This is a genomic window from Microtetraspora sp. NBRC 16547 (genome assembly GCF_030268965.1).
GTDB lineage: Bacteria > Actinomycetota > Actinomycetes > Streptosporangiales > Streptosporangiaceae > Microtetraspora.
The window spans coordinates 1-22,632 of the sequence record NZ_BSSE01000022.1 but is presented as its reverse complement, the minus strand read 5'-3'; the positions used below and the strand labels follow the sequence as shown (position 1 = coordinate 22,632).

Annotated in this window: 20 protein-coding genes; 13 read left to right on the top strand and 7 right to left on the bottom strand. The window is 71.2% G+C overall.

Going from position 1 to position 22,632, the window contains the following annotated elements; genetic code table 11:
• The first annotated feature begins 26 nt into the window (after positions 1-26).
• From QSK17_RS25900 to tnpC, 4 genes are all read left to right on the top strand, one after another.
• Positions 27-1,655, top strand: a complete 1,629-nt coding sequence (locus QSK17_RS25900; RefSeq protein ID WP_285707888.1) for a glycoside hydrolase family 13 protein — start codon at positions 27-29, stop codon at positions 1,653-1,655.
• Positions 1,656-1,665: 10 nt separating this feature from the next.
• A complete protein-coding gene (locus tag QSK17_RS25895) occupies positions 1,666-2,688 on the top strand; it encodes a LacI family DNA-binding transcriptional regulator (protein WP_285707887.1) in 1,023 nt (340 codons plus the stop codon).
• A gap of 58 nt (positions 2,689-2,746) precedes the next feature.
• Positions 2,747-3,745, top strand: coding sequence for a carbohydrate kinase family protein (locus tag QSK17_RS25890; protein WP_285707886.1), 999 nt, complete (start codon positions 2,747-2,749; stop codon positions 3,743-3,745).
• 202 nt (positions 3,746-3,947) lie between these two features.
• On the top strand, positions 3,948-5,417 hold the full coding sequence (tnpC, locus tag QSK17_RS25885) for an IS66 family transposase (protein WP_285707885.1): 1,470 nt from the start codon (positions 3,948-3,950) through the stop codon (positions 5,415-5,417).
• A 284-nt stretch (positions 5,418-5,701) separates the two neighbouring features.
• On the opposite strand, the gene QSK17_RS25880 is transcribed toward tnpC, so the two are convergent.
• The 5 genes from QSK17_RS25880 to zwf form a co-directional block, all read right to left on the bottom strand.
• Positions 5,702-5,932, bottom strand: a complete 231-nt coding sequence (locus QSK17_RS25880) for a hypothetical protein (RefSeq protein ID WP_285707884.1) — start codon at positions 5,930-5,932, stop codon at positions 5,702-5,704.
• Positions 5,933-6,208: 276 nt separating this feature from the next.
• Positions 6,209-6,820 carry a bifunctional 4-hydroxy-2-oxoglutarate aldolase/2-dehydro-3-deoxy-phosphogluconate aldolase gene (gene eda, locus QSK17_RS25875; protein ID WP_285707883.1) on the bottom strand — a complete coding sequence of 204 codons (612 nt, stop codon included), beginning with the start codon at positions 6,818-6,820 and terminating at the stop codon, positions 6,209-6,211.
• Positions 6,821-6,863: 43 nt separating this feature from the next.
• On the bottom strand, positions 6,864-7,844 hold the full coding sequence (locus tag QSK17_RS25870) for a glucokinase (protein WP_285707882.1): 981 nt from the start codon (positions 7,842-7,844) through the stop codon (positions 6,864-6,866).
• Positions 7,845-7,933: 89 nt separating this feature from the next.
• Entirely contained in the window at positions 7,934-9,778 is a 1,845-nt protein-coding gene (gene edd / locus QSK17_RS25865; RefSeq protein ID WP_285707997.1) for a phosphogluconate dehydratase, read from the bottom strand.
• An 11-nt stretch (positions 9,779-9,789) separates the two neighbouring features.
• Positions 9,790-11,394, bottom strand: a complete 1,605-nt coding sequence (gene zwf, locus QSK17_RS25860; protein WP_285707881.1) for a glucose-6-phosphate dehydrogenase — start codon at positions 11,392-11,394, stop codon at positions 9,790-9,792.
• Between the two features lie 142 nt (positions 11,395-11,536).
• On the opposite strand from zwf, the gene QSK17_RS25855 reads away from it, so the two are divergent.
• The 7 genes from QSK17_RS25855 (at position 11,537) to QSK17_RS25825 (ending at position 19,583) form a co-directional block, all read left to right on the top strand.
• Positions 11,537-12,700 carry an ROK family transcriptional regulator gene (locus QSK17_RS25855; protein WP_285707880.1) on the top strand — a complete coding sequence of 388 codons (1,164 nt, stop codon included), beginning with the start codon at positions 11,537-11,539 and terminating at the stop codon, positions 12,698-12,700.
• Positions 12,701-12,850: 150 nt separating this feature from the next.
• The gene (locus tag QSK17_RS25850) at positions 12,851-13,501 is read left to right on the top strand and encodes a glycosyltransferase family 2 protein (protein WP_285707879.1); all 651 of its coding nucleotides are present in this window, start codon (positions 12,851-12,853) and stop codon (positions 13,499-13,501) included.
• The gene (locus tag QSK17_RS25845; protein WP_285707877.1) at positions 13,498-14,142 is read left to right on the top strand and encodes a TIGR04282 family arsenosugar biosynthesis glycosyltransferase; all 645 of its coding nucleotides are present in this window, start codon (positions 13,498-13,500) and stop codon (positions 14,140-14,142) included. The genes QSK17_RS25850 and QSK17_RS25845 overlap by 4 nt, the downstream gene beginning before the upstream one ends.
• Positions 14,143-14,150: 8 nt before the next feature.
• Complete coding sequence (locus tag QSK17_RS25840; protein ID WP_285707876.1) at positions 14,151-15,704, top strand: ArnT family glycosyltransferase; 1,554 nt, start codon at positions 14,151-14,153, stop codon at positions 15,702-15,704.
• A gap of 90 nt (positions 15,705-15,794) precedes the next feature.
• Positions 15,795-17,171: a molybdopterin-dependent oxidoreductase gene (locus QSK17_RS25835; RefSeq protein WP_285707875.1), complete on the top strand. Its 1,377-nt coding sequence runs from the start codon at positions 15,795-15,797 to the stop codon at positions 17,169-17,171.
• Positions 17,172-17,176: 5 nt separating this feature from the next.
• Positions 17,177-17,728, top strand: coding sequence for a hypothetical protein (locus tag QSK17_RS25830; protein ID WP_285707874.1), 552 nt, complete (start codon positions 17,177-17,179; stop codon positions 17,726-17,728).
• 40 nt (positions 17,729-17,768) lie between these two features.
• Positions 17,769-19,583 carry a glycoside hydrolase family 15 protein gene (locus QSK17_RS25825; protein ID WP_285707873.1) on the top strand — a complete coding sequence of 605 codons (1,815 nt, stop codon included), beginning with the start codon at positions 17,769-17,771 and terminating at the stop codon, positions 19,581-19,583.
• Between the two features lie 112 nt (positions 19,584-19,695).
• On the opposite strand, the gene QSK17_RS25820 is transcribed toward QSK17_RS25825, so the two are convergent.
• Positions 19,696-20,682, bottom strand: coding sequence for an NAD-dependent epimerase/dehydratase family protein (locus tag QSK17_RS25820; RefSeq protein WP_285707872.1), 987 nt, complete (start codon positions 20,680-20,682; stop codon positions 19,696-19,698).
• A gap of 210 nt (positions 20,683-20,892) precedes the next feature.
• Here QSK17_RS25820 and QSK17_RS36470 point away from each other — a divergent pair, with 210 nt between their 5' ends.
• Complete coding sequence (locus tag QSK17_RS36470) at positions 20,893-21,204, top strand: golvesin C-terminal-like domain-containing protein (protein WP_502889293.1); 312 nt, start codon at positions 20,893-20,895, stop codon at positions 21,202-21,204.
• A 53-nt stretch (positions 21,205-21,257) separates the two neighbouring features.
• On the top strand, positions 21,258-21,593 hold the full coding sequence (locus QSK17_RS25815) for a hypothetical protein (RefSeq protein ID WP_285707871.1): 336 nt from the start codon (positions 21,258-21,260) through the stop codon (positions 21,591-21,593).
• An 18-nt stretch (positions 21,594-21,611) separates the two neighbouring features.
• Here QSK17_RS25815 and QSK17_RS25810 read toward each other — a convergent pair whose 3' ends face one another.
• Entirely contained in the window at positions 21,612-22,490 is an 879-nt protein-coding gene (locus QSK17_RS25810; RefSeq protein ID WP_502889301.1) for an HARBI1 family protein, read from the bottom strand.
• Between the last annotated feature and the right edge of the window lie 142 nt (positions 22,491-22,632).

Sequence of the window (22,632 nt, the reverse complement as noted above, 5' to 3'; positions counted from 1 at the left end):
CTATTCAGCAGAATCGGGGGAACCCAATGACCGAGCTCGTCCAGCAAGCCGCACCGCCGAAGGTCACCGGTCCTTGGTGGCGGGACGCGGTGATCTACCAGGTGTACGTGCGCAGCTTCGCCGACGGCAACGGCGACGGGATCGGCGACCTGCTCGGCGTCCGCAGCCGGCTGCGCTACCTGTCCGACCTCGGAGTGGACGCCATCTGGCTGACGCCGTTCTTCACCTCGCCGATGGCGGACTTCGGCTACGACGTGGCCGACTACCGCGACGTCGACCCGATCTTCGGCTCGCTGGCGGACGCCAAGGCCCTGCTGGACGACGCGCACCGCCACGGACTGAGGGTGATCGTGGACGTCGTGCCGAACCACACGTCCGACCGGCACGAGTGGTTCGTGGCGGCCCTGGCGGCCGGGCCGGGCAGCCCCGAGCGGGACCGCTACATCTTCCGCGAGGGACGCGGCGCGCGCGGCGAGCTGCCGCCCAACGACTGGGAGTCGATCTTCGGTGGCTCCGCCTGGACCCGGCTCCCCGACGGGCAGTGGTACCTCCACCTCTTCGCCCCGGAGCAGCCCGACCTGAACTGGGAGCACCCGGAGGTCCACGCCGAGTTCGCCGACATCCTGCGCTTCTGGCTGGACCTCGGCGTGGACGGCTTCCGCGTGGACGTGGCCCACGGCATGATCAAGGCCGCCGGACTGCCCGACGTCGGCCACACCGACCAGGTCAAGATGATCGGCGCCGACGTCGTCCCGTTCTTCGACCAGGACGGCGTCCACGAGATCCACCGCTCCTGGCGACGCGTCCTCGACTCCTACGAGGGCGAGCGGATCGGCGTCGCCGAGGCGTGGGCGCCCTCGCCCCAGCGGCTGGCCGCCTACGTCCGGCCGGACGAGCTGCACCAGGCGTTCAACTTCCACTTCCTGAGCACCCCGTGGGACGCCGCCGCGTTCCGCGACGTGATCACCGTGTCCGTGGAGACCGTGTCGCTCGTCGGCGCGCCCTCCACCTGGGTGCTGTCCAACCACGACGTCAAGCGGCACGTCACCCGCTACGGTGACGGCGAGCTGGGGCTGCGCCGCGCGCGGGCTGCCACCCTGCTCATGCTCGCGCTGCCCGGCTCGGCCTACCTCTATCAGGGTGAGGAGCTCGGGCTTCCCGAGGTGCTCGACCTGCCGGAGGAGTACCTCCAGGACCCGCAGCGGCTGCGCGACCCCGACAGCGGCCGGGACGGCTGCCGCGTGCCCTTGCCGTGGACGGCCACGGAGGAGCCTCCGTTCGGCTTCGCCCCGCCCGGAATCTACGAGAGCTGGCTGCCGGTGCCGACGGACTGGCGTGAGCTGAGCGTCGAGGCGCAGCTGCGGGACGGCGCGTCCACGCTCAGCCTGTACCGGGCCGCGCTGCGGATCCGGCGCGAGCACCCGGGCCTCGGCGACGGCGCCATCGCCTGGCTGGAGTCCCCGGCCGGCACCCTGGGGTTCACCCGCGACGGCGGCTTCGCCTGCCTGATCAACATGACGGCGGAGTGGGTCGAGATGGAGCGCCCCTTCAGGGAGGCCGGCCTGCTCCTCGCGAGCGCCGACCCCGTGTTCTCCGGAGATTCCATCCGGCTGGCTCCCGATTCCACCACGTGGTGGGCCCTTGAGAATGTCTAGAGTTGTGCGCATGACCAATGCGCGGCTCGCCGACATCGCGGCTCAGGCAGGTGTCAGCGAAGCGACGGTGAGCCGGGTGCTCAACGGCAAGGCGGGGGTCGCCGCGGCGACCAGGCAGGCCGTGCTGACGGCGCTCGACCTCATGGGGTACGAGCGCCCCCAGCGGCTCCGCCAGCGCAGCAACGGTCTGATCGGCCTGGTGATCCCCGAGCTGGGCAACCCGATCTTCCCCGCGTTCGCACAGGCGGTGGAGAAGGCCCTGACCCAGCACGGGTTCACCCCGATCCTGTGCACGCAGGAGCCCGGCGGCGCCCCCGAGGACGAGTTCACCGAGATGCTGCTCGACCGCGGCGTCTCCGGCATCGTGTTCGTCTCCGGCCTCCACGCCGACACCACGGCCAGGATGGACCGCTACACGCGGCTCACCGACCGCGGCCTGCCGATCGTGCTCGTGGACGGCTACAACGAGAGCATCGACGCGCCGTTCATCTCGCCGGACGACCGGCTCGCGGCCCGCCTCGCCGTACAGCACCTGGTCGATCTCGGGCACGAGCGCATCGGGCTCGCGGTCGGCCAGCGCCGCTTCGTCCCGGTGATCCGCAAGATCGAGGGGTTCCGGCAGGCGATGGCGCAGCTCCTCGGCCGGGGCGACGTCGACCACCTGATCCAGCACTCGCTGTTCTCGGTCGAGGGCGGGCAGGCCGCCGCGTCCTCGCTGATCGAGCGCGGCTGCACCGGCATCGTCTGCGCGAGCGACCTGATGGCCCTCGGCGCCATCCGCGCCGCCCGCGAGCACGACCTGTCCGTTCCCGCGGACGTCTCGGTGGTCGGGTTCGACGACTCGCCCTTGATGGCCTTCACCGACCCGCCGCTGACCACCGTGCGCAAGCCGATCGGCGCGATGGCCGCCGCCGCGGTGGAGACTCTGATCGAGGAGATCGGCGGAACGCCCGCCAAGCACCTGGAGCTCGTCTACCAGCCCGAGCTCGTCGTCCGCGGCTCCACCAGCTCGGGTCCCCTGGTCAACCGCTGACCGCGCAACCGCTGATCCCGCGCCCCGCGCGGTCAGGAGACACCCCTTGGGAGGCGGCGTGACGCCGCGAGACATCGAGTACGACGTCGAGCATGGCCTTGATCACGACGTTGATCCCAGCGCCGATCACGACGTCGAGCATGGCTTCGAGTATGAGCATGACGTCGTCGTGCTGGGCGGCACCGGCGTGGACACCACGGTCTACGTGCCCGAGCTGCCCCTGGCGTACCAGGACACCTACCACGTGCCGCCGGTGATCGACCGGATCGGCAACACCGGCTCCGGCGTCGCCCTCGGCTGCCATGCGCTGGGCCTGCGCGTGACGTTGATCGACCTGATCGGCGAGGACCCGCAGGGACGCCTGGTCCGCGACCATCTGGCCGGCCGCGGCGTCCGTCTCGTGTGGGCTCGGTCCGAGGCGGGCACGACGCGGAGCGTCCTGCTCGTCGGCCCGGACGGTCGCCGGCTCTCCCTGCACGACCCGCGCTCCGTACCCGGGGCCCGGCTGCCGCGGGAGCTCTACCTGCCCGCCCTGCGTACGGCACGGCACGTGCACGTGTCCATCACCGACTTCTGCCGGCACGTCTACCCCGACATCCCGGACGGTGTGACGATCTCCACGGACCTGCACGACTGGGACGGGGTCAACCCGTACCACGCGGACTTCGCCTACGCCTCGGACCTCGTCTTCCTGTCCGCGACGGCCCTGGGCGGCCGCAGGGAGGAGGTCATGCGCGACATCGCCGCGCGCGGCCGGGCCTCCCTGGTCGTCTGCACGGCGGGTGCCGGCGGATGCCACGTCCTGGACGCCGGCAGAGGCGACACCCGGCACTTCCCAGCCCAGCCCCTTCCCGGTCCCGTGGCGGACAGCAACGGCGCCGGTGACGCGTTCGTCTCGGGCGTGCTCTACGGGCGGCTGCGCGGGCTTCCGCTGGAGGAGTGCGTCATGCTCGGCGGCATCGCCGGAGCGCACGCCTGCACCAGCACGGGCACCCACGAGGACCCCATCGCGCTGGACGCGCTGCTCGAGCGCCGTCGCGGCCTTCACGTCAGGTGATCGGCACGGCTCCGAGGGGCGGCGCGCGACTGCGGAACCGCCAGGACCATGAATATCCGGAAATCGCCGGGGAAACAGGGCCTCGAGTAAGCATTCATCTCCTGCGCGATAAGTGACGACTGCCCCACCCTTCTCACGCTGCGTCACTTTGATCAAGTCCTTGGTGTCGTGGTGAGATCATCCGGTGTCGGGCCTGGAGGAGATGTCTCGCGAAGAGCTGATCGCTCTCACGCGTGCCTTGCTGGCCGAGAACGCCCGCCTGACCGAGCGGGTGGCGATGCTGGAGAGGCTGGAAAAAGAGAACGCCGAGTTGCGTGAGCGGGTCGCACGATTGGAGCGGCTGATCTCGCGCAACAGCGGAAACTCGGGGATGCCCTCGTCTGGTGACGATCAGCTGGGCAAGCCGCAGCCGAAGGACAAGCCCGCCCGGGGCGGCAGGCGCCGTCCAGGCAAGCAGCCCGGCGCGCCGGGAACAACGTTGGCCTGGTCCGACACCCCGGACGACACCGTCGACCACTTCCCTGCCGGAACATGCGAGTGCGGCGCCGACCTGGCCGAGGCCACAGATCTGGGAGTCACAGCCCGCCACCAGCAGGTCGAGGTGCCGCTGATGACCGCCGCGACGATCCAGCACAACCTGCACACGGTGACCTGTGGCTGTGGCAAGGTGCACGCCGCATCGCGCCCGCAGGGTGTGCCTGCAGCGCCGGTCAGCCTCGGGATCAACCTGCAGGCGTGGTGCGTGTACCTGATGGTCGCGCACGCCATCCCGGTTCACCGTTGCGTCGAACTGATCGCCTCACTGACCGGTGCCGAGCCGTCGCCAGGGTTCGTACACGGCATGCTCGCCCGTGCCGCTACCGCGGTGGAGCAGGCCAACCTGCGCATCCGGACTCTGCTCACCCTGGCGCATGTGGTGTGCTGCGACGAGACGCCGATCCGGGTGGGCGCGAAGAAGACCAAGAAGTACCTGCTGGTCGCCTGCACGCAGCTGTACACCTGGTACCTGCTGGGCGACCGTACCCTGGACACCTTCAAGAAGTTCATCATCGCGGACCTGACCGGCGTCATCGTGCACGACCGGTACCAGAACTACGACTCGCCCGAACTCGGCGAGCATCAGCATCAGCTGTGCTGCTCGCATCTGCTTCGTGACCTTGAAGACTGTGCCGAGACCTATCCCGGTGCCGTCTGGCCTGTCCAGATCCAGACCGCGCTGCGTGGGCTGATCCACGCCGCCAACCTCGCCCGGCGGGCGGGGCGGGACCAGGTCGCCCCCGGCACCAAGGCCATGTGGATCAACAGCTTCCGGCACGGCGTCCGCATCGGCCTGTCCGAGGTCCGCCGCATCCCCGGTCCTGCCAAGACCATCACCCAGCCGATCGGCCGCGTCCTGCTGGAGGTGCTGCGTGACCGCGAAGACGACGTGCTGCGCTTCGCTCACGACCTGCAGGTTCCCCCCACCAACAACCAGGGCGAACGCGATGTCCGCCCGGCCAAGACCCAGCAGAAGATCTCCGGCCGGCTTCGCTCGGTGAGGACCACTGAGCATCGGTATGCCATCCGCGGCTACATCTCCACCGCCGCCAAGCACGGGTCCGACGTCATGACCGCCATCCGTGACGCCCTGCTCGGCCGCGCATGGATGCCACCTGACCCAGCACCGGCCTGATCCCAACGCCACCAGCAACGGCTCACGCCTTGAGGCGATCACACACGGCGATCATGCAACACCGGAATGCGCAGGCCGTGAATGCTTACGGCCTCGATCGACGAATCGCTCGACAGTCGATTAATCATTCAATCAAGGCAGCAAAAATGCCCCTGTCGTCTTTTCTGGGCGACAGGGGCATTTCTTGCTCAGTTGCGCATCTCGGTCAGGGAAGCGACGTTCACCCGAGCCGGGAAGCGCGTATCACCGGTGAATTCGCTCGCCCGGTGCCGGAGCGAGTCGCGTCACTTCGTGCCCGACGTGGGCGACGCGATCTTGTGGTGGTGGTGCTTGTGGCGGTGCTTCCCGTGCTTGCGCGCGGCGACCGGTGCCTGCGCCGGCGCGGCCGCGACGTGCGGCCCCGGCGACGTCACCGCCGCCGAGGCCGCCGGGACGCCCGAGATCGCGAGCGCCGCGGCGGCCAGGGATGTGGCGCCGAGCAGGTAAACGGAGTGCTTGCGCGTGATTCGCGCCATCGTTGTCTCCTTGTCTTCGATGGCTGCTGGTTGTGCCGTCCACCATCTTCAAGGTCGTGAATTTGGTGTTCAAGCAGCGTTTATTAAAATCTCTCGAGCGCGGATTTGCGCCCCGCCCGGTTTGCCCTTGCAAAAACAGAAAAATGGGCTCGTGACCAACGGGTGAGGAGGTCACGAGCCCGGATTTCCATGAACGTGGTCACCGGGTTGCGGTCACGAACATGGCCGTCAGCTCCGCCGAGGGAGGATGGCTCGGCTGACGAGGTCGGGGGCCGATCAGCGCAGGGAGGACGCTTCCAGGGCGAGCTTCTCGACGCGGGCGTAGTCTCCGGCGGCCAGCGTGTCGGCCGGGGTCAGCCAGGTGCCGCCGACGCACCCGACGTTCGGCAGCGCGAGATAGCCGGGGGCGGTCGCGAGCTTGATCCCACCGGTGGGACAGAACCGCACGTCGGGGAGCGGGCCGGACAGCGCCTTCAGATAGGGGATTCCGCCCGCGGCCTCGGCCGGGAAGAACTTCATCTCGGTGACGCCGCGCTCGCGCAGCGCCATGGCCTCCGACGCGGTCGCCACGCCGGGCAGGAACGGCACGCCGCCGTCCAGCAGGGCGTCCACGAGGGACGGCGTGGTGCCGGGAGAGACGAGGAACCGCGAGCCGGCCGCGACGGCCGCCGCGACATCGGACGCGGAGCGGATCGTGCCCGCGCCGACCACGGCGTCGGGGACCTCGTCCGCGATCCGCCTGATGGCGTCGAGGGCGGCATCCGTGCGCAGGGTGACCTCGATGACCGGAAGGCCACCCGCGACGAGCGCGCGGGCCAGCGGCACCGCGGCCTCGGCGTCGTCGATGACGACGACCGGGACGACGGGCGCAAGGTCCAGCAGACTCATAGATTCCTCCAGGCGCGACGGTAACGTTCGCGCCGATACTTGGTCATACCTGGTCAACATTACTGGCCCTCTGGGTGAGCCAGGCGGCAGCACCGGTCAGGGCGGGTTGCTCCGCGACGATCAGCGACGTGGCGATGCCGGCGATGTAGCCGGACAGCGCCGGAGCCGTCATCTCGAACCGCGCGCGGAACGCGCTCTCGCGGGCGCGGCCGGAGATCCGCGGCAGCACGCCGCCGCCGAGATAGACCCCGCCCCGCGCCCCCAGGGTCAGGGCCACGTTCCCGGCGAACCCGCCCAGCAAGGCGAGGAACACCTCGACGGTCTCCACCGCGAGCGGGTCGTCGGACGCGACGATCTCGGACGCCGTCATCGGCTCGGGCGCGGCGTCGCGCACCAGCGCCAGGCCGCGATGGAGCCGGGGCAGCCCGGTGCCGGACAGGAGATGCTCGGCGTCCACGTACGGCAGGCCGTCGGCGCGCAGCGCCCGCACGATCTCGATCTCCAGATCGGAGACGGCCGGGACCGCCACGTGGCCGCCCTCACCGGGCACCGCGATCCACCCGGACCCGGCGGGGACCAGACCCGCGACCCCGAGCCCGGTGCCGGGTCCCAGCACCGCCCGGACCTTGCGCACCCTGCCGTCCAACGGGTCCGGCCCGCCGAGGGACAGGAGATCGTCCCCGGCCAGGTGCGGCAGCGAGACCGCGAGCGCCTCGAAGTCGTTGAGCAACTCGACGTACGGGATGTCCAGCTCGGACACCGAGCCCGACCAGTCCGCGTTGGTCAGCTGGTACCGGTCGTCCTGCACGGGCCCGGCGACCGCCAGGCACGCGGCCTCCGGCCGCACTCCGCCCCCATGCCGGTCGAGATAGGCGGCTACGGCATCCGGCAGGCCCTGATGCTGTGAGACTTGCAGTACGGCGACCGATTCGGGGCTGTCTCCAGGCCGGGTGACCAGGCCGAACCGCGCGTTGGTGCCGCCGACATCGCCGACCAGCCACGGTGACGTCAACGATGCCGGCAAGGGTGATGTCACCGGCGCCGGCGATGACGTCGTCACTGGTGCGGTCGACGGCGCTGTCAGGGGCGCTGTCATGGGCGCCGTCAGGGGCGTCACCCCTGGCACCCGTTCCCGAAGACGCTCGCGCCTCGCTCGGCGGGTCCTACCGTACGGCGGAACGCGTGGAACAGCTCCCGGCCCGTCCCGGCCCACTGGGCGTCGGTGAGCGGGGCGCCGTCGGGCGTACGGCCGGACAGGTCGGCGAGGACGGTCAGCGTGCCGGCGACGGAGTCCAGCCGGATCACGTCGCCGTCTCGGACGAGGGCGATCGGGCCGCCGTGAGCGGCCTCGGGGGACAGGTGGATCGCCGCGGGCACCTTCCCGGAGGCGCCCGACATGCGGCCGTCGGTCACGATCGCGACCTGCTGGCCGCGGTCGAGCAGGACCGCCAGCGGAGGCGTGAGCTTGTGCAGCTCGGGCATGCCGTTGGCGCTGGGGCCCTGATAGCGGACGACCGCGACGAAGTCCCGGCCGTCGAGCTCGCCCGCCTCGAACGCCCGCAGCAGGTCGAGCTGGTCGTCGAACACCCGGGCCGGGGCCTCGATGACGAGGTGCTCGGGCTTGACCGCCGACACCTTGGAGACCGCGCGGCCGAGGTTTCCGTCCAGCATGTGGATGCCGCCGTCGGGCGAGAACGGGGCGGAGACCGGGCGCAGCACGTCCGGATCGGCGCTGCCGCCGCCCGGGAGCGGCGGCCGCTCCTCCCAGACCAGCGTTCCCTCCTTGAGCGCGGGCGCCGACCGGTAGAGGTCGAGGCCGCGGCCCGCGACGGTGAGCACGTCGTCGTGGAGGAGGCCGGCGTCCAGCAGTTCGCCGATGAACACGGCCATGCCCCCGGCGGCGTGGAAGTGGTTCACGTCCGCCTGCCCGTTGGGGTACATCCGGGTCAGCAGCGGCACGGCCTTGGACAGGTCGGCCAGGTCGTCCCAGGTCAGGGTGATCCCGGCGGCGGCCGCCATGGCGACCAGATGGAGCGTGTGGTTGGTCGAGCCGCCCGACGCCAGCAGCGCGACGGCCGCGTTGACGATGGCCTTCTCGTCGACCACCTCGCCCAGCGGGGTGTACTCGTCGCCGTGCGGGGTGATCTCCACGGCGCGCCGGGCGGCGGCCTCGGTCAGCGCGTGCCGCAGCTCGGTGTGGGGGTTGACGAACGTCGCACCCGGCAGGTGGAGACCCATCACCTCGATGAGCAGCTGGTTGGAGTTCGCCGTGCCGTAGAACGTGCACGTTCCCGGCGAGTGGTACGACTTCGCCTCGGCGTCGAGCATCTCCAGCCGGGTGATCTTGCCCTCGGCAAACTCCTGCCGGGTCCGCGCCTTGACCTTGTTGGGCAGGCCCGAGGTCATCGGCCCGGCCGGCACGAAGATCGCGGGCAGGTGCCCGAAGTGCAGCGCCCCGATGAACAGACCCGGCACGATCTTGTCGCAGACGCCGAGCAGCAGCGACGCGTCGAACATGTCGTGCGACAGCGCGATCGCGGTCGCCATGGCGATCACGTCGCGGCTGTAGAGCGACAGCTCCATGCCGGCCCGGCCCTGGGTGATGCCGTCGCACATGGCGGGCACGCCGCCCGCGACCTGCGCCACGCCGCCGGCCGCGCGGACCGCCCGCTTCAGCTCCGGCGGGTACGTCTCGTACGGCTGGTGCGCCGACAGCATGTCGTTGTACGACGTCACGATCGCCACGCCCGGCTTCGCCGTGCCGCGCAGGTCGGCCTTGTCGTCCCGGGTGGCGGCGGCGAAGCCGTGCGCGAGGTTGGCGCAGCCGAGCCGGCCGCGCGCCGGGCCGCGGTCGCGCAGCTCACGTCCCGCCGCGGCGATCCGCTCCAGGTAGGCCGCCCGGGTCTCGCGGCTGCGCCCGCGGATCCTGTCGGTGACCGCCGAGACCACGGGGTCCATCGCGCGAGCGTTCACAGCTCCTCCTCGTGCCAGGTCCGGCCGCTGCGGGCCAGTAGTTCGCGGGCGGCGGCCGGACCGGCCGTTCCCGCGGGGTACGGCTCGGGCAGGGCCTCGGAGCCCTCCCAGTTCTCGATGATCGGGTCGATCCACCGCCAGGCGGCCTCGACCTCGTCGCGCCGCATGAACAGGGTCGGGTTGCCGGCCAGCACGTCCATGAGGAGCCGCTCGTACGCGTCGGGCACCCGGCTCTGGAACGTCTCGGCGAAACTCAGGCTGAGCGGCACCGGGCGGAGGGTGACCTCGCCCGCGCCCGGCTCCTTGGCCATGAGGAGCAGGTGGATGCCCTCGCTGGGCTGGAGCCGCAGGACGAGCCGGTTCGGCGCGGCGCCCGGGAAGATCGCGTGCGGGACGTCCTTGAACTGGATCACGATCTCCGAGCGCCGGCTCGGCATCCGCTTCCCGGTGCGCAGGTAGAACGGCACGCCGGCCCAGCGCCAGTTCTTCACCTCCGCGCGGATCGCCGCGTACGTCTCAACCCGGTGCGAGATCTCCGTGGGCGGGGTGCCGGCGGGCTCGTCCAGGTAGCCGGGGACCCGGCCATCAGGACCGTCGCCCGCCGTGTACTGGCCGCGCACGGCGAAGCGGTCCACCTCGGAGCCGACGATCGGGCGCAGCGACTGCAGCACCTTCACCTTCTCGTCGCGGATGGACTCGCGGTCGTTGCGGGACGGCGGCTCCATCGCGACCAGGCAGAGAAGCTGGAGCAGGTGGTTCTGCACCATGTCGCGCAGCGCGCCCGCGTGGTCGTAGTAGCCCCGGCGGCCCGGCGTGCCCACGGTCTCGGCGACGGTGATCTGGACGTGGTCGATCCAGAGCGAGTTCCAGACCGGTTCGAGGAAGGCGTTGGCGAACCGGAGCACGAGGAGGTTCTGGACCGTCTCCTTGCCGAGGTAGTGGTCGATCCGGAAGATCTGCCGCTCGTCGAAGATGGCGCCGACCTCGTCGTTGATCGCCTGGGCGCTGACCAGGTCGCGGCCGAGCGGCTTCTCCAGGACGACCCGGGACCGCGGCGTGACCAGCCCGGCCGCGTGGGCCTCCCGGCAGAACGGGCCGAACGTCATCGGCGGGCTGGCCAGGTAGAAGACGCGGTCGCGGTCCTCGTATCCGGCGAGCAGCCGGGTCAGCGCGCCCCACCCGCTCCGGTCGGAGCCGCCGACGTCGATCGACACGTGGTGCAGCCTGCGCAGGAACCGCTGCCAGCCCTCGTCGTCGTCCTCGTGCAGGGCAGGGCGCGCCTCGGCGTCGACCTTCCCGCGGAAGTCGGCGTCGGTGAGGCCGCCGCGCGACATGGCGATGATCCGCGTCCCTTCGGCCAGCCGGCCGTCACGGTCGCAGTGGTAGAGGGCGGGGATGAGCTTCCGCATGGACAGGTCGCCGGTGCCGCCGAACACGAGCAGGTCGGCCGCGTGTCGCTCGGGCGTGGCGGCCGGACCGGCGCCGACGGAGGCCGGCCGTACGTCGCCGGTGAGCGGGCAGGTCACGGACGATGGCGCGAGATCGCCCTCGGGCGCGGCGATCTCCGATGCCGGCAGGGGATTGCGGGGGGACACAGACATCTGGGGCTGTTGCTCCTGCGGGGACTAAACGGGGACAAGTGGGACAGTAGCCGGAAGTTCGGCACGACATCAACCGAGTTTTGTAACGTGAGATGAATAAGTCGTTGTGCTTCGGTACTTATCTGTGCTTCACTTTTGCACGATGTCACGACTTGCTACTACCGGTGAAGTCCTCCAGCTCGTCCGGAGCGGGGAGGCGGTGACCCGTGCCGAGATCGGCCGCGTGACCGGGCTGTCCCGTCCCGCGGTGGCGCACCGGGTCGCTGAACTGCTGCAACGCGGCCTCGTCGTCGAGGACGCCGAAGGGCCGTCCACCGGCGGCAGGCCGCCCGTCCGGCTGCGCTTCAACGCCGCCGGGGGCGTCGTCCTGGTCGCCTCGCTCGGCGCGAGTCGCACCCAGATCGCGATCTGCGACCTGGCGGGGGAGGCGCTGGCGCGCACCGACGTCGAGATCGACGTCGAGGAGGGACCCGACGTGGTCCTTCCCCTGGTGATGGACACCTGGGAGAGGCTGCTGGACGGCAGAGGCGGCGGAGACGACGTCGTGGGCGTCGGCCTGGGCGTCCCGGCCACCGTGGAGTTCGCCGCCGGCCGCACGGAGAGCGCCCGCGTCATGGCGAGCTGGACCGGTGTGGTGATCCCACCGATCATCGCGAGCCGGTTCCCCGTCCCCGTGCTGGTCGACAACGACGTGAACGTCATCGCCATGGGCGAGCACCGGATGGCGTACGCCTCGGAGCTCGACGACCTGCTGTTCGTGAAGGTCTCCACCCGCATCGGCGCCGGGGTGATCTCTGGCGGCGGCATCCTGCGCGGCGCGCTCGGTGCGGCGGGGGAGATCGGCCACATCCCGGTCAGGGACGGCGGGGGAGTGCTCTGCCGCTGCGGCAACGTCGACTGCGTCGACTCGGTGGCCAGCGGCACCGCCATCCTGCGCGACCTGCGCGAAAAGGGCCGCGACGTGACGTCGCTCGCCGACGTGACCGACCTGGTCCGCGCGGGTGACGCGGAGACCATGGCCGTCGTGCGGCAGGCGGGGCGCAGGCTCGGCGAGGTGATCGCCACCGCGGTGAACCTGCTCAACCCGGCCGTGGTCGTGCTCGGCGGCGACGTGGCGGAGATGTTCCAGCCGCTCGTGTCGGGCGTCCGCGAGATCGTCTACCAGCGGTCCACCCAGCTCGCCACCCGCAGCCTGCGCATCGAGCGCAGCCGGCTCGGTCCCGGGGCGGGCATCACCGGCTGCGCCCTCATGGTCATCGACCGCGTCCTGTCCGCCGAGGCGATCGACGGGACGCGCACCCCGTAACCCGCCACCTGTACTCCGCCACCCGCTTCCGCAGGTCGAAGGCCTGATCACTTTCTGAGTGATCAGGCCTTTCCGCTGCCTGGCGGTGCCCCGTCCGAAGCGCATCGGGCGGCGGCGATGGGTGATCGGCTGATTGCTTACAGTGAGTGGATGAGCGTGGACGTGATCCTGCCCTGTCTGGACGAGGCCGAGGCGCTGCCCTGGGTGATCGGCCGCGTCCCGCCCGGCTTCCGTGCGATCGTGGTGGACAACGGTTCGGCGGACGGCTCGGCGGAGATCGCCCGGTCGCTCGGCGCCGTCGTCGTGACCGAGCCCAGGCGCGGCTTCGGCGCGGCCTGCCACCGGGGCCTGCGCGCGGCCACCGCGGAGGTGGTGTGCTTCTGCGACTGCGACGCCTCCCTGGACCCCCAGCAGCTTCCTCTCGTCGCCGGGCCGGTCCTGCGCGGCGACGCCGATCTGGTGCTCGGACGCCGGCGGCCCGTCGCCAGGGGCGTCTGGCCGCTGCCCGCGCGGCTCGCCAACCGGGAGCTCGCCCGGCGCGTACGGCGCCGCACGGGTGTGCGCGTCCACGACCTCGGGCCGATGCGGGCGGCCCGGCGCGCGGATCTTCTCGCTCTGAACCTGGCCGATCAGCGGTGCGGTTACGCACTGGAGATGCTGCTGCGCGCCGCGGAGGCCGGCTGGCGGGTGAGCGAGGCCGAGGTGGACTACCGTCCGCGCATCGGCCGCTCGAAGGTCACCGGGACGCCGCGCGGCTACTGGCAGGCCGTGCGTGACATGCGCAAGGTGCTCGCGCGGTGAGGACAGGCGGCGGTGCCCGGACGACCTTGCTGGTCATCGCCAAGGAGCCGCTGCCCGGCAGGGTCAAGACCCGGCTGGTGCCGCCGTACACCTTCGAGCAGGCCGCGATGCTGGCCGCGGCGGCGCTGTCCGACACGCTGGCGGCGGCGCTCGCGGCTCCCGCGTGCCGCCGCGTCCTGGTGCTGGAGGGCCGGGCCGGGCCGTGGCTGCCGGACGGCTTCGAGGTGATCCCGCAGGGTGGAGGCGGGCTCGACGAACGGCTGGCCGCGGCGTTCGCCGCGGTGCGGGGGCCGGCGCTGCTGATCGGCATGGACACCCCGCAGGTGGCGCCCGAGCTGCTCGCCGTCGAGTGGGACGGCGTCGACGCGTGGTTCGGCCCTGCCGTGGACGGTGGGTTCTGGGCGCTCGGCCTGCGCGCGCCCGACCCGGACCTGGTGCGCGGTGTCCCCGTCTCCAGGCCGGACACGGGTGCCGCCCAGCTGCGGCGGCTGCGCGAGGCCGGACTGCGGGTGGCCGAGTTGCCGCTCCTGCGGGACGTGGACACCGCCGAGGACGCCGCCGCGGTCGCCGCCCTCGCCCCCGGAACCCGTTTCGCCGCCTGCGTGGGCCGGATCGCCGCGGCCCACGGCGGCCGTCCGTGAGGTCCGGCGTGGACGCCGGGAGGCCGCGCGCACGCCGGCCGTACACGTGGGACACGGCTGCGAGGGTCGCGTGCGGGCTCGCCGCGGTGGCGGGTCTCGCGGCGATCGCCGTGTTCCTGTGGACCGCCGCGCGCCGCGTGGACCATCCGTACGCGCTGGAGTGGCTGGAGGGCAACTCCCTGGTCGAGGTGTGGCGGCTGCGCTCCGGGCGGCCGCTGTACTCCGTTCCCAGCGTCGACTACGTGCCGGACGGGTATCCGCCGCTGTACTTCCTCGTATCGGCGGGGCCCGCCGCTCTCCTCGGGGTGTCCTACCTGCCGCTCCGGCTGGTGTCGCTGCTCTCCTCCGTGGCCTGCTTCGCGCTGCTCGCCCGGTTGGTCCAGCGGGAGACAGGCGATCCGGCCGCCGGGGTCGCCGCGGGGGGACTGTACGCCGCGACCTACTTCGCGGCCGGCACATGGTTCGATCTCGCCCGGGTGGACTCGCTGTTCCTCGCCTTCAGTCTCGCCGGGCTGTACTGCGCCCGCTGGATGCGCCGGGCGGCCGGCGCGGTGGCGGCCGGGGCGTTGCTCGCCGCGGCGTTCCTGACCAAGCAGAACGCGCTCGCCGAGGTGGCGGCGGTCACCGCGGTCCTGCTGTGCGGCTCCGCGCGCCGCCTGGCGGTGATCATGGCGGGTACGTTCGCGGGCGTGGTCGGCCTGATCACGCTGGTCTGGGGGAGGGCGAGCCAGGGCTGGTACGTGTTCTACGTATTCCAGTTGCTCGGACAGCACCCCGTGGAGCAGAAGGCATGGGCCGGGTTCTGGATCTGGTACCTGTTCCCGATCATGGGCGTCGCGCTCGGCGCGGCGCTGCTCGCAGTGGGGAGGGTCACGCCGGTTCTCGCCGCGGGCTGCCTCGCCCTGGCGGTGGAGGGCTACGCGGGCCTGCTGCACGCGGGCGGCGCGGTCAACAACATGCTTCCCGCCTTCGCGGCGGTGGCGCTGCTCGCGGGAGTGGCGATGGGCGGGGCACGCGCGAGGTGGCGCGGCGCCATGGCCGGTGCGCTGGTCCTCGCGCAGATCGCGTTCCTGGCGGTGACGACGTTCGCTCCGGGCCGGATGGTTCCGACCGCCGCCGACCGGCGTGTGGGCGACGCGCTGCGGGCGTGGTCGCGCGGGTTCGGCGGTCCGGTGGCGGTCTTCTCCGATCCCGGCCTCGTCGTGGCGGCCGGATTGCCGCCGGTGGCCCATCGGGGTGCCGTCCATGACATCCTGCGTGGCACGAGCTCCGGCGCGAAGGCGTCGCTGGGTCGCTCCATCGCCCGGGCGATCGACGAGCGGCGGTTCGCCGCGATCGTCGTCGAGCAGCCTGAGGACCTCAAAGGCCTTCCGTCCGGCCTGGTCCGGGCCTACCGCCGCTGCCCCGGAACGCTGCTCTCCGGCGTTCGCTGGCAGGTGTTCCGGCCGGTCACCGGGCCGCGAGTACGGCCGGCGGCGCTGTGGCTGCCCGTCGGCCGGGAGTCCTGCGCGGCGGCGTTCCACCGGCTCGAACGGGAGCTGGCCCGCCATGCCGGATCGTAATCGGGTCGCTACAATACGCGAAGGGGATATTTCCGGCAGACCGATGCCTGTGCGGTGAGCACCGGCGAACGCCGAACGCGGGGTGATCAGGTGCCAGATCAGCCGAGAGACGAGCACGGTCACGGGGGCGGCGGGTCCGCGCCGCGTCACGAGGGCGGCGAACCCCTGTCGCGGAGGGTGGACTCCTGGCTGCGGGCGCATCCGCCGCCCGGCCCGTTCCGGCCGGACTTCTGGCGCAGCCCGTTGCGTGGCCCCTGGTTGACCTCGGTGTTCGGCCTCGTCCTGTTGTTCGGCATCCCGATCATCGCGATCACCGGCCTGGTGTCCTACGCCGCGTACAACCCGTGGCTGCCCCGCAACGACACGACACCGGAGAGAGGCCTGCTCGGGTTCTATCTCTTCGACTGGCCGACCTGGCCCGCGTGGCTGTACCGGGTCACGCAGGGAGCCCACGTCATCCTCGGGCTGACGCTCATCCCCGTGCTGCTGGCCAAGCTGTGGTCGGTCATCCCCAAACTGTTCATTTGGCCGCCGGCCCGCTCCGTGGCCGAGGCCGTCGAGCGGGCCAGCCTGCTGCTCCTCGTCGGCGGCGCGGTGTTCGAGTTCGCCACCGGTGTGCTCAACATCCAGATCTTCTACACCGTGTTCCCGTTCTCCTTCTATCCGGCGCACCTCTACGGCGCGTGGGCCTTCATCGCGGGGTTCGTCGTACACGTCGCGGTCAAGCTGCCGCGGATGGTCCGCGCGCTACGGTCGAGGAGCCTGCGTGGGGAACTCCGTACCGACCTGGACGGCACGCGGCCGGAGCCGCCCGACCCCGACGGCCTGGTGGCCACCCGTCCCGCGGAGCCCAGCCTCTCCCGGCGCGGCCTGCTCGGCTTCGTCGGCGGCGGCTCCCTGCTGATCTTCGGTCTGTCCGTGGGGCAGACCCTGGACGGGCCGCTGCGCCGCACCGCCCTGCTCGCCCCGCACGGACGCATGTACGGCCTGGGGCCGAACGACTTCCAGGTGAACAAGTCCGCGGGCGCCATGGGCGTCGACCCGGCGAGCACCGGTCCCGGCTGGCGGCTGGAGCTGGCCGGAGGTCGCCTGATACGGCTGTCACGCGCGGATCTGCTCGCGCTGCCGCAGTACACCTACGCGCTGCCCATCGCGTGCGTGGAGGGCTGGTCGACTCAGCAGACCTGGACGGGCCCGCGCCTCGCCGATCTCGCCCGGCTGGCGGGAACCGTCCCGGGGCGGGTCGAGGTCTACGTGGAGTCGCTGGAACACGGCGGCGCGTTCTCCCAGGCATCGCTGAGCGCCAGGCAGGTGGCCGACCACCGCTCCCTGCTGGCGTTGCGGGTCAACGGCGCGGATCTCTCCCTCGACCACGGCTATCCGGCCCGGATCATCGTGCCGAACGCGCCCGGAGTGCACTGCACCAAATGGGTGCGCAGGCTCAGCTTCCGGCTTCAGGGCGGGTGACGGCGATGGCCTCCTGGGCGCGTGCCCTTCGGCGGCGGGTCGCCGATCGCTACGGCGCCGACCCGCTGCACCTGCTCGTGCTGCTCGCCTGCTTCGCGCTGGCCGGCTACGCCGCGAGCCGGGTCGTCGCGGCCGGCATCTGGGTGGGCTTCCTCGTGTGGTTCGTCGGTGCGGCGATCATCCATGACTTTGTGATCTATCCGCTGTACGCCGTCGCCGACATCGCGGTGCGGTGGCGGCCCTGGCGTGGTGTGCGGCCGTCGGCCGCGCTCTCCCATCCGCCGCCGTGGATCAACTATCTGCGCGTTCCCCTCGCCCTGTCGGCGCTGTTGCTGCTCGTCTGGTTCCCGCTGATCCTCCGCCTGTCCCAGGACGGGTACCGGAGGTCGGTGGCGCTGGACACGACCCCCTTCCTGGGACGGTGGCTCCTGGTGACCGGCCTGCTCTTCGCCGGATCGGCGCTGGCCTATGCCGTCAGGCTGCGCCGGCGGGCGCAGCCTGAGAGGAACGGACCCGCCGCACGACCGGACGGCCCACCCGGTCCCGGACGCGGGTGACCGGCCGTCCACCACGGAAACAACCGGACGAGGTGCCTGTGTGAGTACGCGAGCGATCAGCGACTACGCCTTGTTGTCGGACTGCCGGTCCGCGGCCCTGGTCTCATCGGACGGCTCGGTCGACTGGCTGTGCTCTCCCCGCTTCGACAGCCCGGCGATCTTCGCCCGGTTGCTGGACGAGAACGCCGGGCACTGGGCCGTCGGCCCGGCCTGCCCGGCTGAGATCACCCGCAGATACCTGGACGACACCCTCGTGGTCGAAACGACCTTCCGCACCGCGACCGGGACCGCGGTGCTCCGCGACGCGCTCGCCCTCGGCCCTCGGGAACGCGGGCACGCGCTCGGGGCGGCCTCGCCGAGCGCCCTCCTGCGCGAGGTGACGTGCGTCGAGGGACAGGTGCCGATCACCGTGGACTTCGCTCCCCGGCCCGAGTTCGGGCTCATCCGGCCCCTGATGGAACCGGTGCGCGGCGGACTGGTGGCGCGAGGAGGAGCTCAGGTGCTCACCTTGTCGTGCCCGGTCGAACTGCGGGTGCGCGACGCCACCGCGCGGGCGACGGTCACGCTGCGCGCCGGGCAGCGGCTCGGCCTCGCCCTGCGCACCGGTCCTGGCTGGGAGCCTGAACCGTCACGCTGGCGCCCGTGGCGCGTCCACCGCCGGATCGGGGACACCGCCTCGGCATGGCGCTCCTGGTCCCGGATCCACTCGAATTACCAGGGCCCGTGGCAGGAGCAGGTCGGCCACAGCGGGCGGGTGCTGCGCGCGCTGACGTTCGCCCCCACCGGCGCCATCGTCGCCGCCGCTACCACCTCGCTGCCCGAATGCGTCGGCGGGGAACGGAACTGGGACTACCGCTACACCTGGGTACGGGACGCCAGCCTCACCCTGCAGGCGCTCGCCACCGCCGCGTGCGAAATAGAGGAGACCGCGTTCTTCTCCTTCCTCGCCGGTGCCGCGGCCGGTCTGCTCGACCACGACACCGACCTGCCGATCATGTACGGCGTCGGCGGCGAGCGCGACCTGACCGAGCGGGCACTGCCCCACCTGACCGGCTGGCGCGGCAGCACCCCGGTCAGGATCGGCAACGACGCCTGGCGCCAGCGTCAGCTCGACGTCTACGGCGAGCTGCTCAACGCGGCCCACGCGCTCTCCTGCGCCCGGTTCGACCCGCTCACCCGCGCCTTCCTGCTCAGCGCGGCCGAATCGGCCGCCCGTCGCTGGCAGGAGCCCGACCAGGGCATGTGGGAGATGCGCGGCCCGAGCCGGCACTTCCTGCATTCCAAGCTCATGTGCTGGGTGGCCCTGGACCGGGCCGTCGCCCTGGCTCCCCTTCTGGGCGCCACCGACCGGGTGCCCTCCTGGGAAGACGCGCGCGAGCGAATCCGGGCCGCGATCCTCACCCGGGGCTGGAACGAGGACGCGGGCGCGTTCACCCAGGTACTCGACGGGACGGACCTGGACGCGTCGGCGCTGATGCTCCCGCTGGTCGGGTTCCTGCCCGGCGACGATCCGCGTGTGCGGTCGACTGTGGAAGCTGTCGCGACGCGGCTGGTGGACAGGCGTGGGCTGGTGCTCCGCTACCGCACCCGCGACGGGCTCACCGGCGTCGAGGGGGCGTTCCTGCTGTGCACCTTCTGGCTCGCCCATGCGCTGGCGCTCACCGGCCAGACCGGACGCGGCGAGCGCGTGTTCCGTATCGCCGCGTCGTACGCCAACGACGTCGGCCTGCTGGCCGAGGAGGTGGACCAGGCCACCGGGGAACCGATCGGGAACTTCCCCCAGGCGTTCAGCCACATCGGCCTGATCAACGCCGCCCGGGCGATCCGCGACGCCGGCCCGCCGCCGGGCCGGTGACGGACCACTGTCGGCCCGCCGCCGGGCCGGTGACGGACCACTGTCGGCCCGCCGCCGGGCCGGTGATCGACGGTGACCGGGCGGCGGTTCGTCCCGGGTTCGGCCCAATGGTTCATCCCAGTGGCGCGGTGGCGAGCTCCCTCATCCCGGCCGCGAAGCCGATCCCCGCGCGGAACCCGAGCTCTTCCGCCGCCCTGTCAGGCGAGGCCACGATGTGCCGCACGTCGCCCAGCCGGTACTCGCCCGTGGTGACCGGTTCCGGGCCGCCGCGTTCCGCGGCGAGCGCGGCGGCCAGCTCGCCGACGGTGTGCGGCTCTCCGCTGGCGATGTTGTACGCGGTCAGCGCGCCGGGCACCCCGGCGTCGAGTGCGGCCGCGTTCGCGCGGGCGACATCACGGACATGAACGAAGTCGCGCCGCTGCCCGCCGTCCTCGAAGACCGTCGGGGCCCTCCCCGCCTCGAGCGCGGATCGGAAGATCGCCGCGACCCCGGAGTAGGGCGTGTCCCTGGGCATCCGCGGGCCGTACACGTTGTGGTAGCGCAGCGCGACCGCGGTGCCGCCGGTCTCGCGTGCCCAGCTCGCGGCCAGGTGCTCCTGGGTGAGCTTGGTGGTCGCGTACACGCTGCGCGGATCCGCGGGCGCGTCCTCACCGATGGCGGCCGAGGTCAGCGCGGCGGCGCAGCGCGGGCAGCGCGGCTCGAAGAACCCGGCCGCCAGATCGCGCTCAGCGCGCGGCCCCGGCCGCACCCTGCCGTGTGCGGCGCAGTCGTAGGCGCCCTCGCCGTAGACGACCATCGACGACGCCAGCACCAGTCTCGCGACACGGCACCTGGCCATCGCGGCCAGCACCACGGCGGTGCCGTACGCGTTTATAGAGACATAGTCGGGCATGTCCGCTATGTTCACGCCGAGCCCGACCTTGGCCGCCTGGTGCACGACCGCGTCCACACCGCGCAGCGCGCGCTCCAGCCTGTCCGCGTCCCGGACATCGTCCCCGTTTCGCAGGTCAAAGCCGGATATGTCGTGACCGGCGGTTTCCAGGGCTTCGGCGACGTGGCTTCCGATGAACCCGGCCGTGCCCGTGATCAGCACCCTCACCCGCCGAGACTACCCACCCCCCGGGCCGCCGAGCGGTCCCCGCGATCCCCGCGGTGGAAAAGACCGCGGCGAAGGTCCGCCCATGGCCAGGTGATCAGTGAACGGCCGCCTGGCTTCGTGCGCCGCGGCCGCCTGCGCCGCGCCACCCGCGTCCCGTAACCAGCCACCTGCAGTCCGTCGCCTGTGACCCGCCGCTCGTAACCGTTCTGTGTGCGCGTCATCCGCGTCGAGCGGACACGGCTCTCGCGGGGGCTACGCCCGGCGGCGGCACATGACGCAGCTCAGGGCGTGTTCGAGCTCGGCGGCGCTGGTCGCGGGTGCTGGCCAAGGCAGCCGGATCAGCCGGTCCAACCCACCCTCGCTGACGCCTCCGGCTTCGTCGGATCTGACTACGCCACGGCTCCGGCCGGCAGCGGCGATGCCAGCTTCACCTGGCACCTGACCATCCCATCGCCTGGCACGTACAAGACTTACGTCAAGTACCCCTCCGGCCGGCGCGGGCGCGACGAACCCTTCACTTGACCTTAGTGGAGGGCTACCTTCCGCTTGACCTTCATCACTCGCAAAGGAATGACGTGAGCAGGGACGTAACAATAAGCTTCAACTTCGCCGCACCCGTTGATTTCGAGATGGTCATCGATCGGCTCACCCTATCGGGGTGGACGTTTCTGCGGGACGATTCCGTGTGGTACATGGTAGACGACTTTGAGTGGAAGGATGCGCCGCCCAGCCACATGGAAACGATAATGCGAGAAATGCGGATGTCCTACGAGGCGGGAGAGGTCGTGGCCATATCGGCCATGATCCCTAGCGAGAAACACTTCGGGAATCTTATGTTCCATACCGACAGGAAATCCGTCTCCTTTGTTCCCCTGCTAGATTACAGACTCATTCGTGCCGCCACTCAATGAGCCTTTCCGCGTAACGGATCATGACGGATTGTGATCTCCGGTCAGGTATCTGCCGTGTTCGAGGCGGAGGATGACGAACGCGGCTGCCACGATCGCGCCGATCCGCCACGGGTCGAGGCTGACCCGCCGCAGCGCCTTGAAGGTCGTTTTGAGCAGCGAGTTCGCGCGTTCGGCGACGGCATGCACGCCGCGGATGACCTGGTTGTACGCCTTCTGCTCTTCGGTGAGCTCGGCGTTCTTGGGCTTCTTGACCGGGGTGCGTATGGCCGGGCTGAGGTTCTCATAGCCCAGGTCGGTCAGCGTGAGCAGGCCGGTCTCGGTGGCGGCCTGCTCCAGCGCTTCCACGAGCCCTTCGGCGGCTTTCGCGCAGGTGGTGTCGTGCTCGCGGCCAGGCCGGACGCCGGAGGTCCACAGCGGGAAACCGTCGGGATCGGACAGGACCTGGACGTTGCCGCCGTGGTGTTTGTGCTTGCCACTCCACCACAGGTCGGCCCTGTTGGGGCCGGGTGTGCTGATCCGGTCGGTGCGGATGACCGTGCCGTCCAGGTTGAGGTGACCGGCTCCCCACGCTTTGGCCTCCGCCAGGGCCGTGGCCAGATCGGGGGCGTCAGCGGCGAGGGCGTCGATGCCTTCGTGCAGGTAGTCGTAGGCGGTGCTGCGGCTGATGGCGTTGTCGGTGGCCAGTTGCCGTACCCGGGTGCCGTCGCAGAACCACCGCAAGACCAGCACGGCCTGCTTGAACGGGCCGAGCGCGCGAGTACCGGCCCGCGTGCCGCGTTGAGTGCGCCGGGCGGCCAGGAGCACCGACAGGTACTCGACCGTCTCCCGCTTGATCTCCAAGGTGGCGGTGTATGTGACACTAGAAGACACGTGAAGCCTCTGGTTCTCGAAGTTGATCTGTCGCAAGACCACTTCTTGTCGGGTGGCCCCGAGGGATTTCACCTCGGGGCTCCCACAGATCCCGGCGTGAACCTCTCGGTTCACCGGGCTCCTGTCACTCTGGTCACCAGGCGTGCGGGACCGAAGGTGTCCATGGCCA

What these genes read in the sequence shown, in the direction of transcription:
- edd (WP_285707997.1), bottom strand. Translation starts at nt 9,778, where the DNA reads ATGGACCCCGTGGTCTCGGCGGTCACCGACAGGATCCGCGGGCGCAGC.
- QSK17_RS25850 (WP_285707879.1), top strand. Translation starts at nt 12,851, where the DNA reads ATGAGCGTGGACGTGATCCTGCCCTGTCTGGACGAGGCCGAGGCGCTG.
- QSK17_RS25900 (WP_285707888.1), top strand. Translation starts at nt 27, where the DNA reads ATGACCGAGCTCGTCCAGCAAGCCGCACCGCCGAAGGTCACCGGTCCT.
- QSK17_RS25880 (WP_285707884.1), bottom strand. Translation starts at nt 5,932, where the DNA reads ATGGCGCGAATCACGCGCAAGCACTCCGTTTACCTGCTCGGCGCCACA.
- QSK17_RS25895 (WP_285707887.1), top strand. Translation starts at nt 1,666, where the DNA reads ATGACCAATGCGCGGCTCGCCGACATCGCGGCTCAGGCAGGTGTCAGC.
- QSK17_RS25830 (WP_285707874.1), top strand. Translation starts at nt 17,177, where the DNA reads ATGGCCTCCTGGGCGCGTGCCCTTCGGCGGCGGGTCGCCGATCGCTAC.
- eda (WP_285707883.1), bottom strand. Translation starts at nt 6,820, where the DNA reads ATGAGTCTGCTGGACCTTGCGCCCGTCGTCCCGGTCGTCGTCATCGAC.
- QSK17_RS25855 (WP_285707880.1), top strand. Translation starts at nt 11,537, where the DNA reads ATGTCACGACTTGCTACTACCGGTGAAGTCCTCCAGCTCGTCCGGAGC.
- tnpC (WP_285707885.1), top strand. Translation starts at nt 3,948, where the DNA reads ATGTCTCGCGAAGAGCTGATCGCTCTCACGCGTGCCTTGCTGGCCGAG.
- zwf (WP_285707881.1), bottom strand. Translation starts at nt 11,394, where the DNA reads ATGTCTGTGTCCCCCCGCAATCCCCTGCCGGCATCGGAGATCGCCGCG.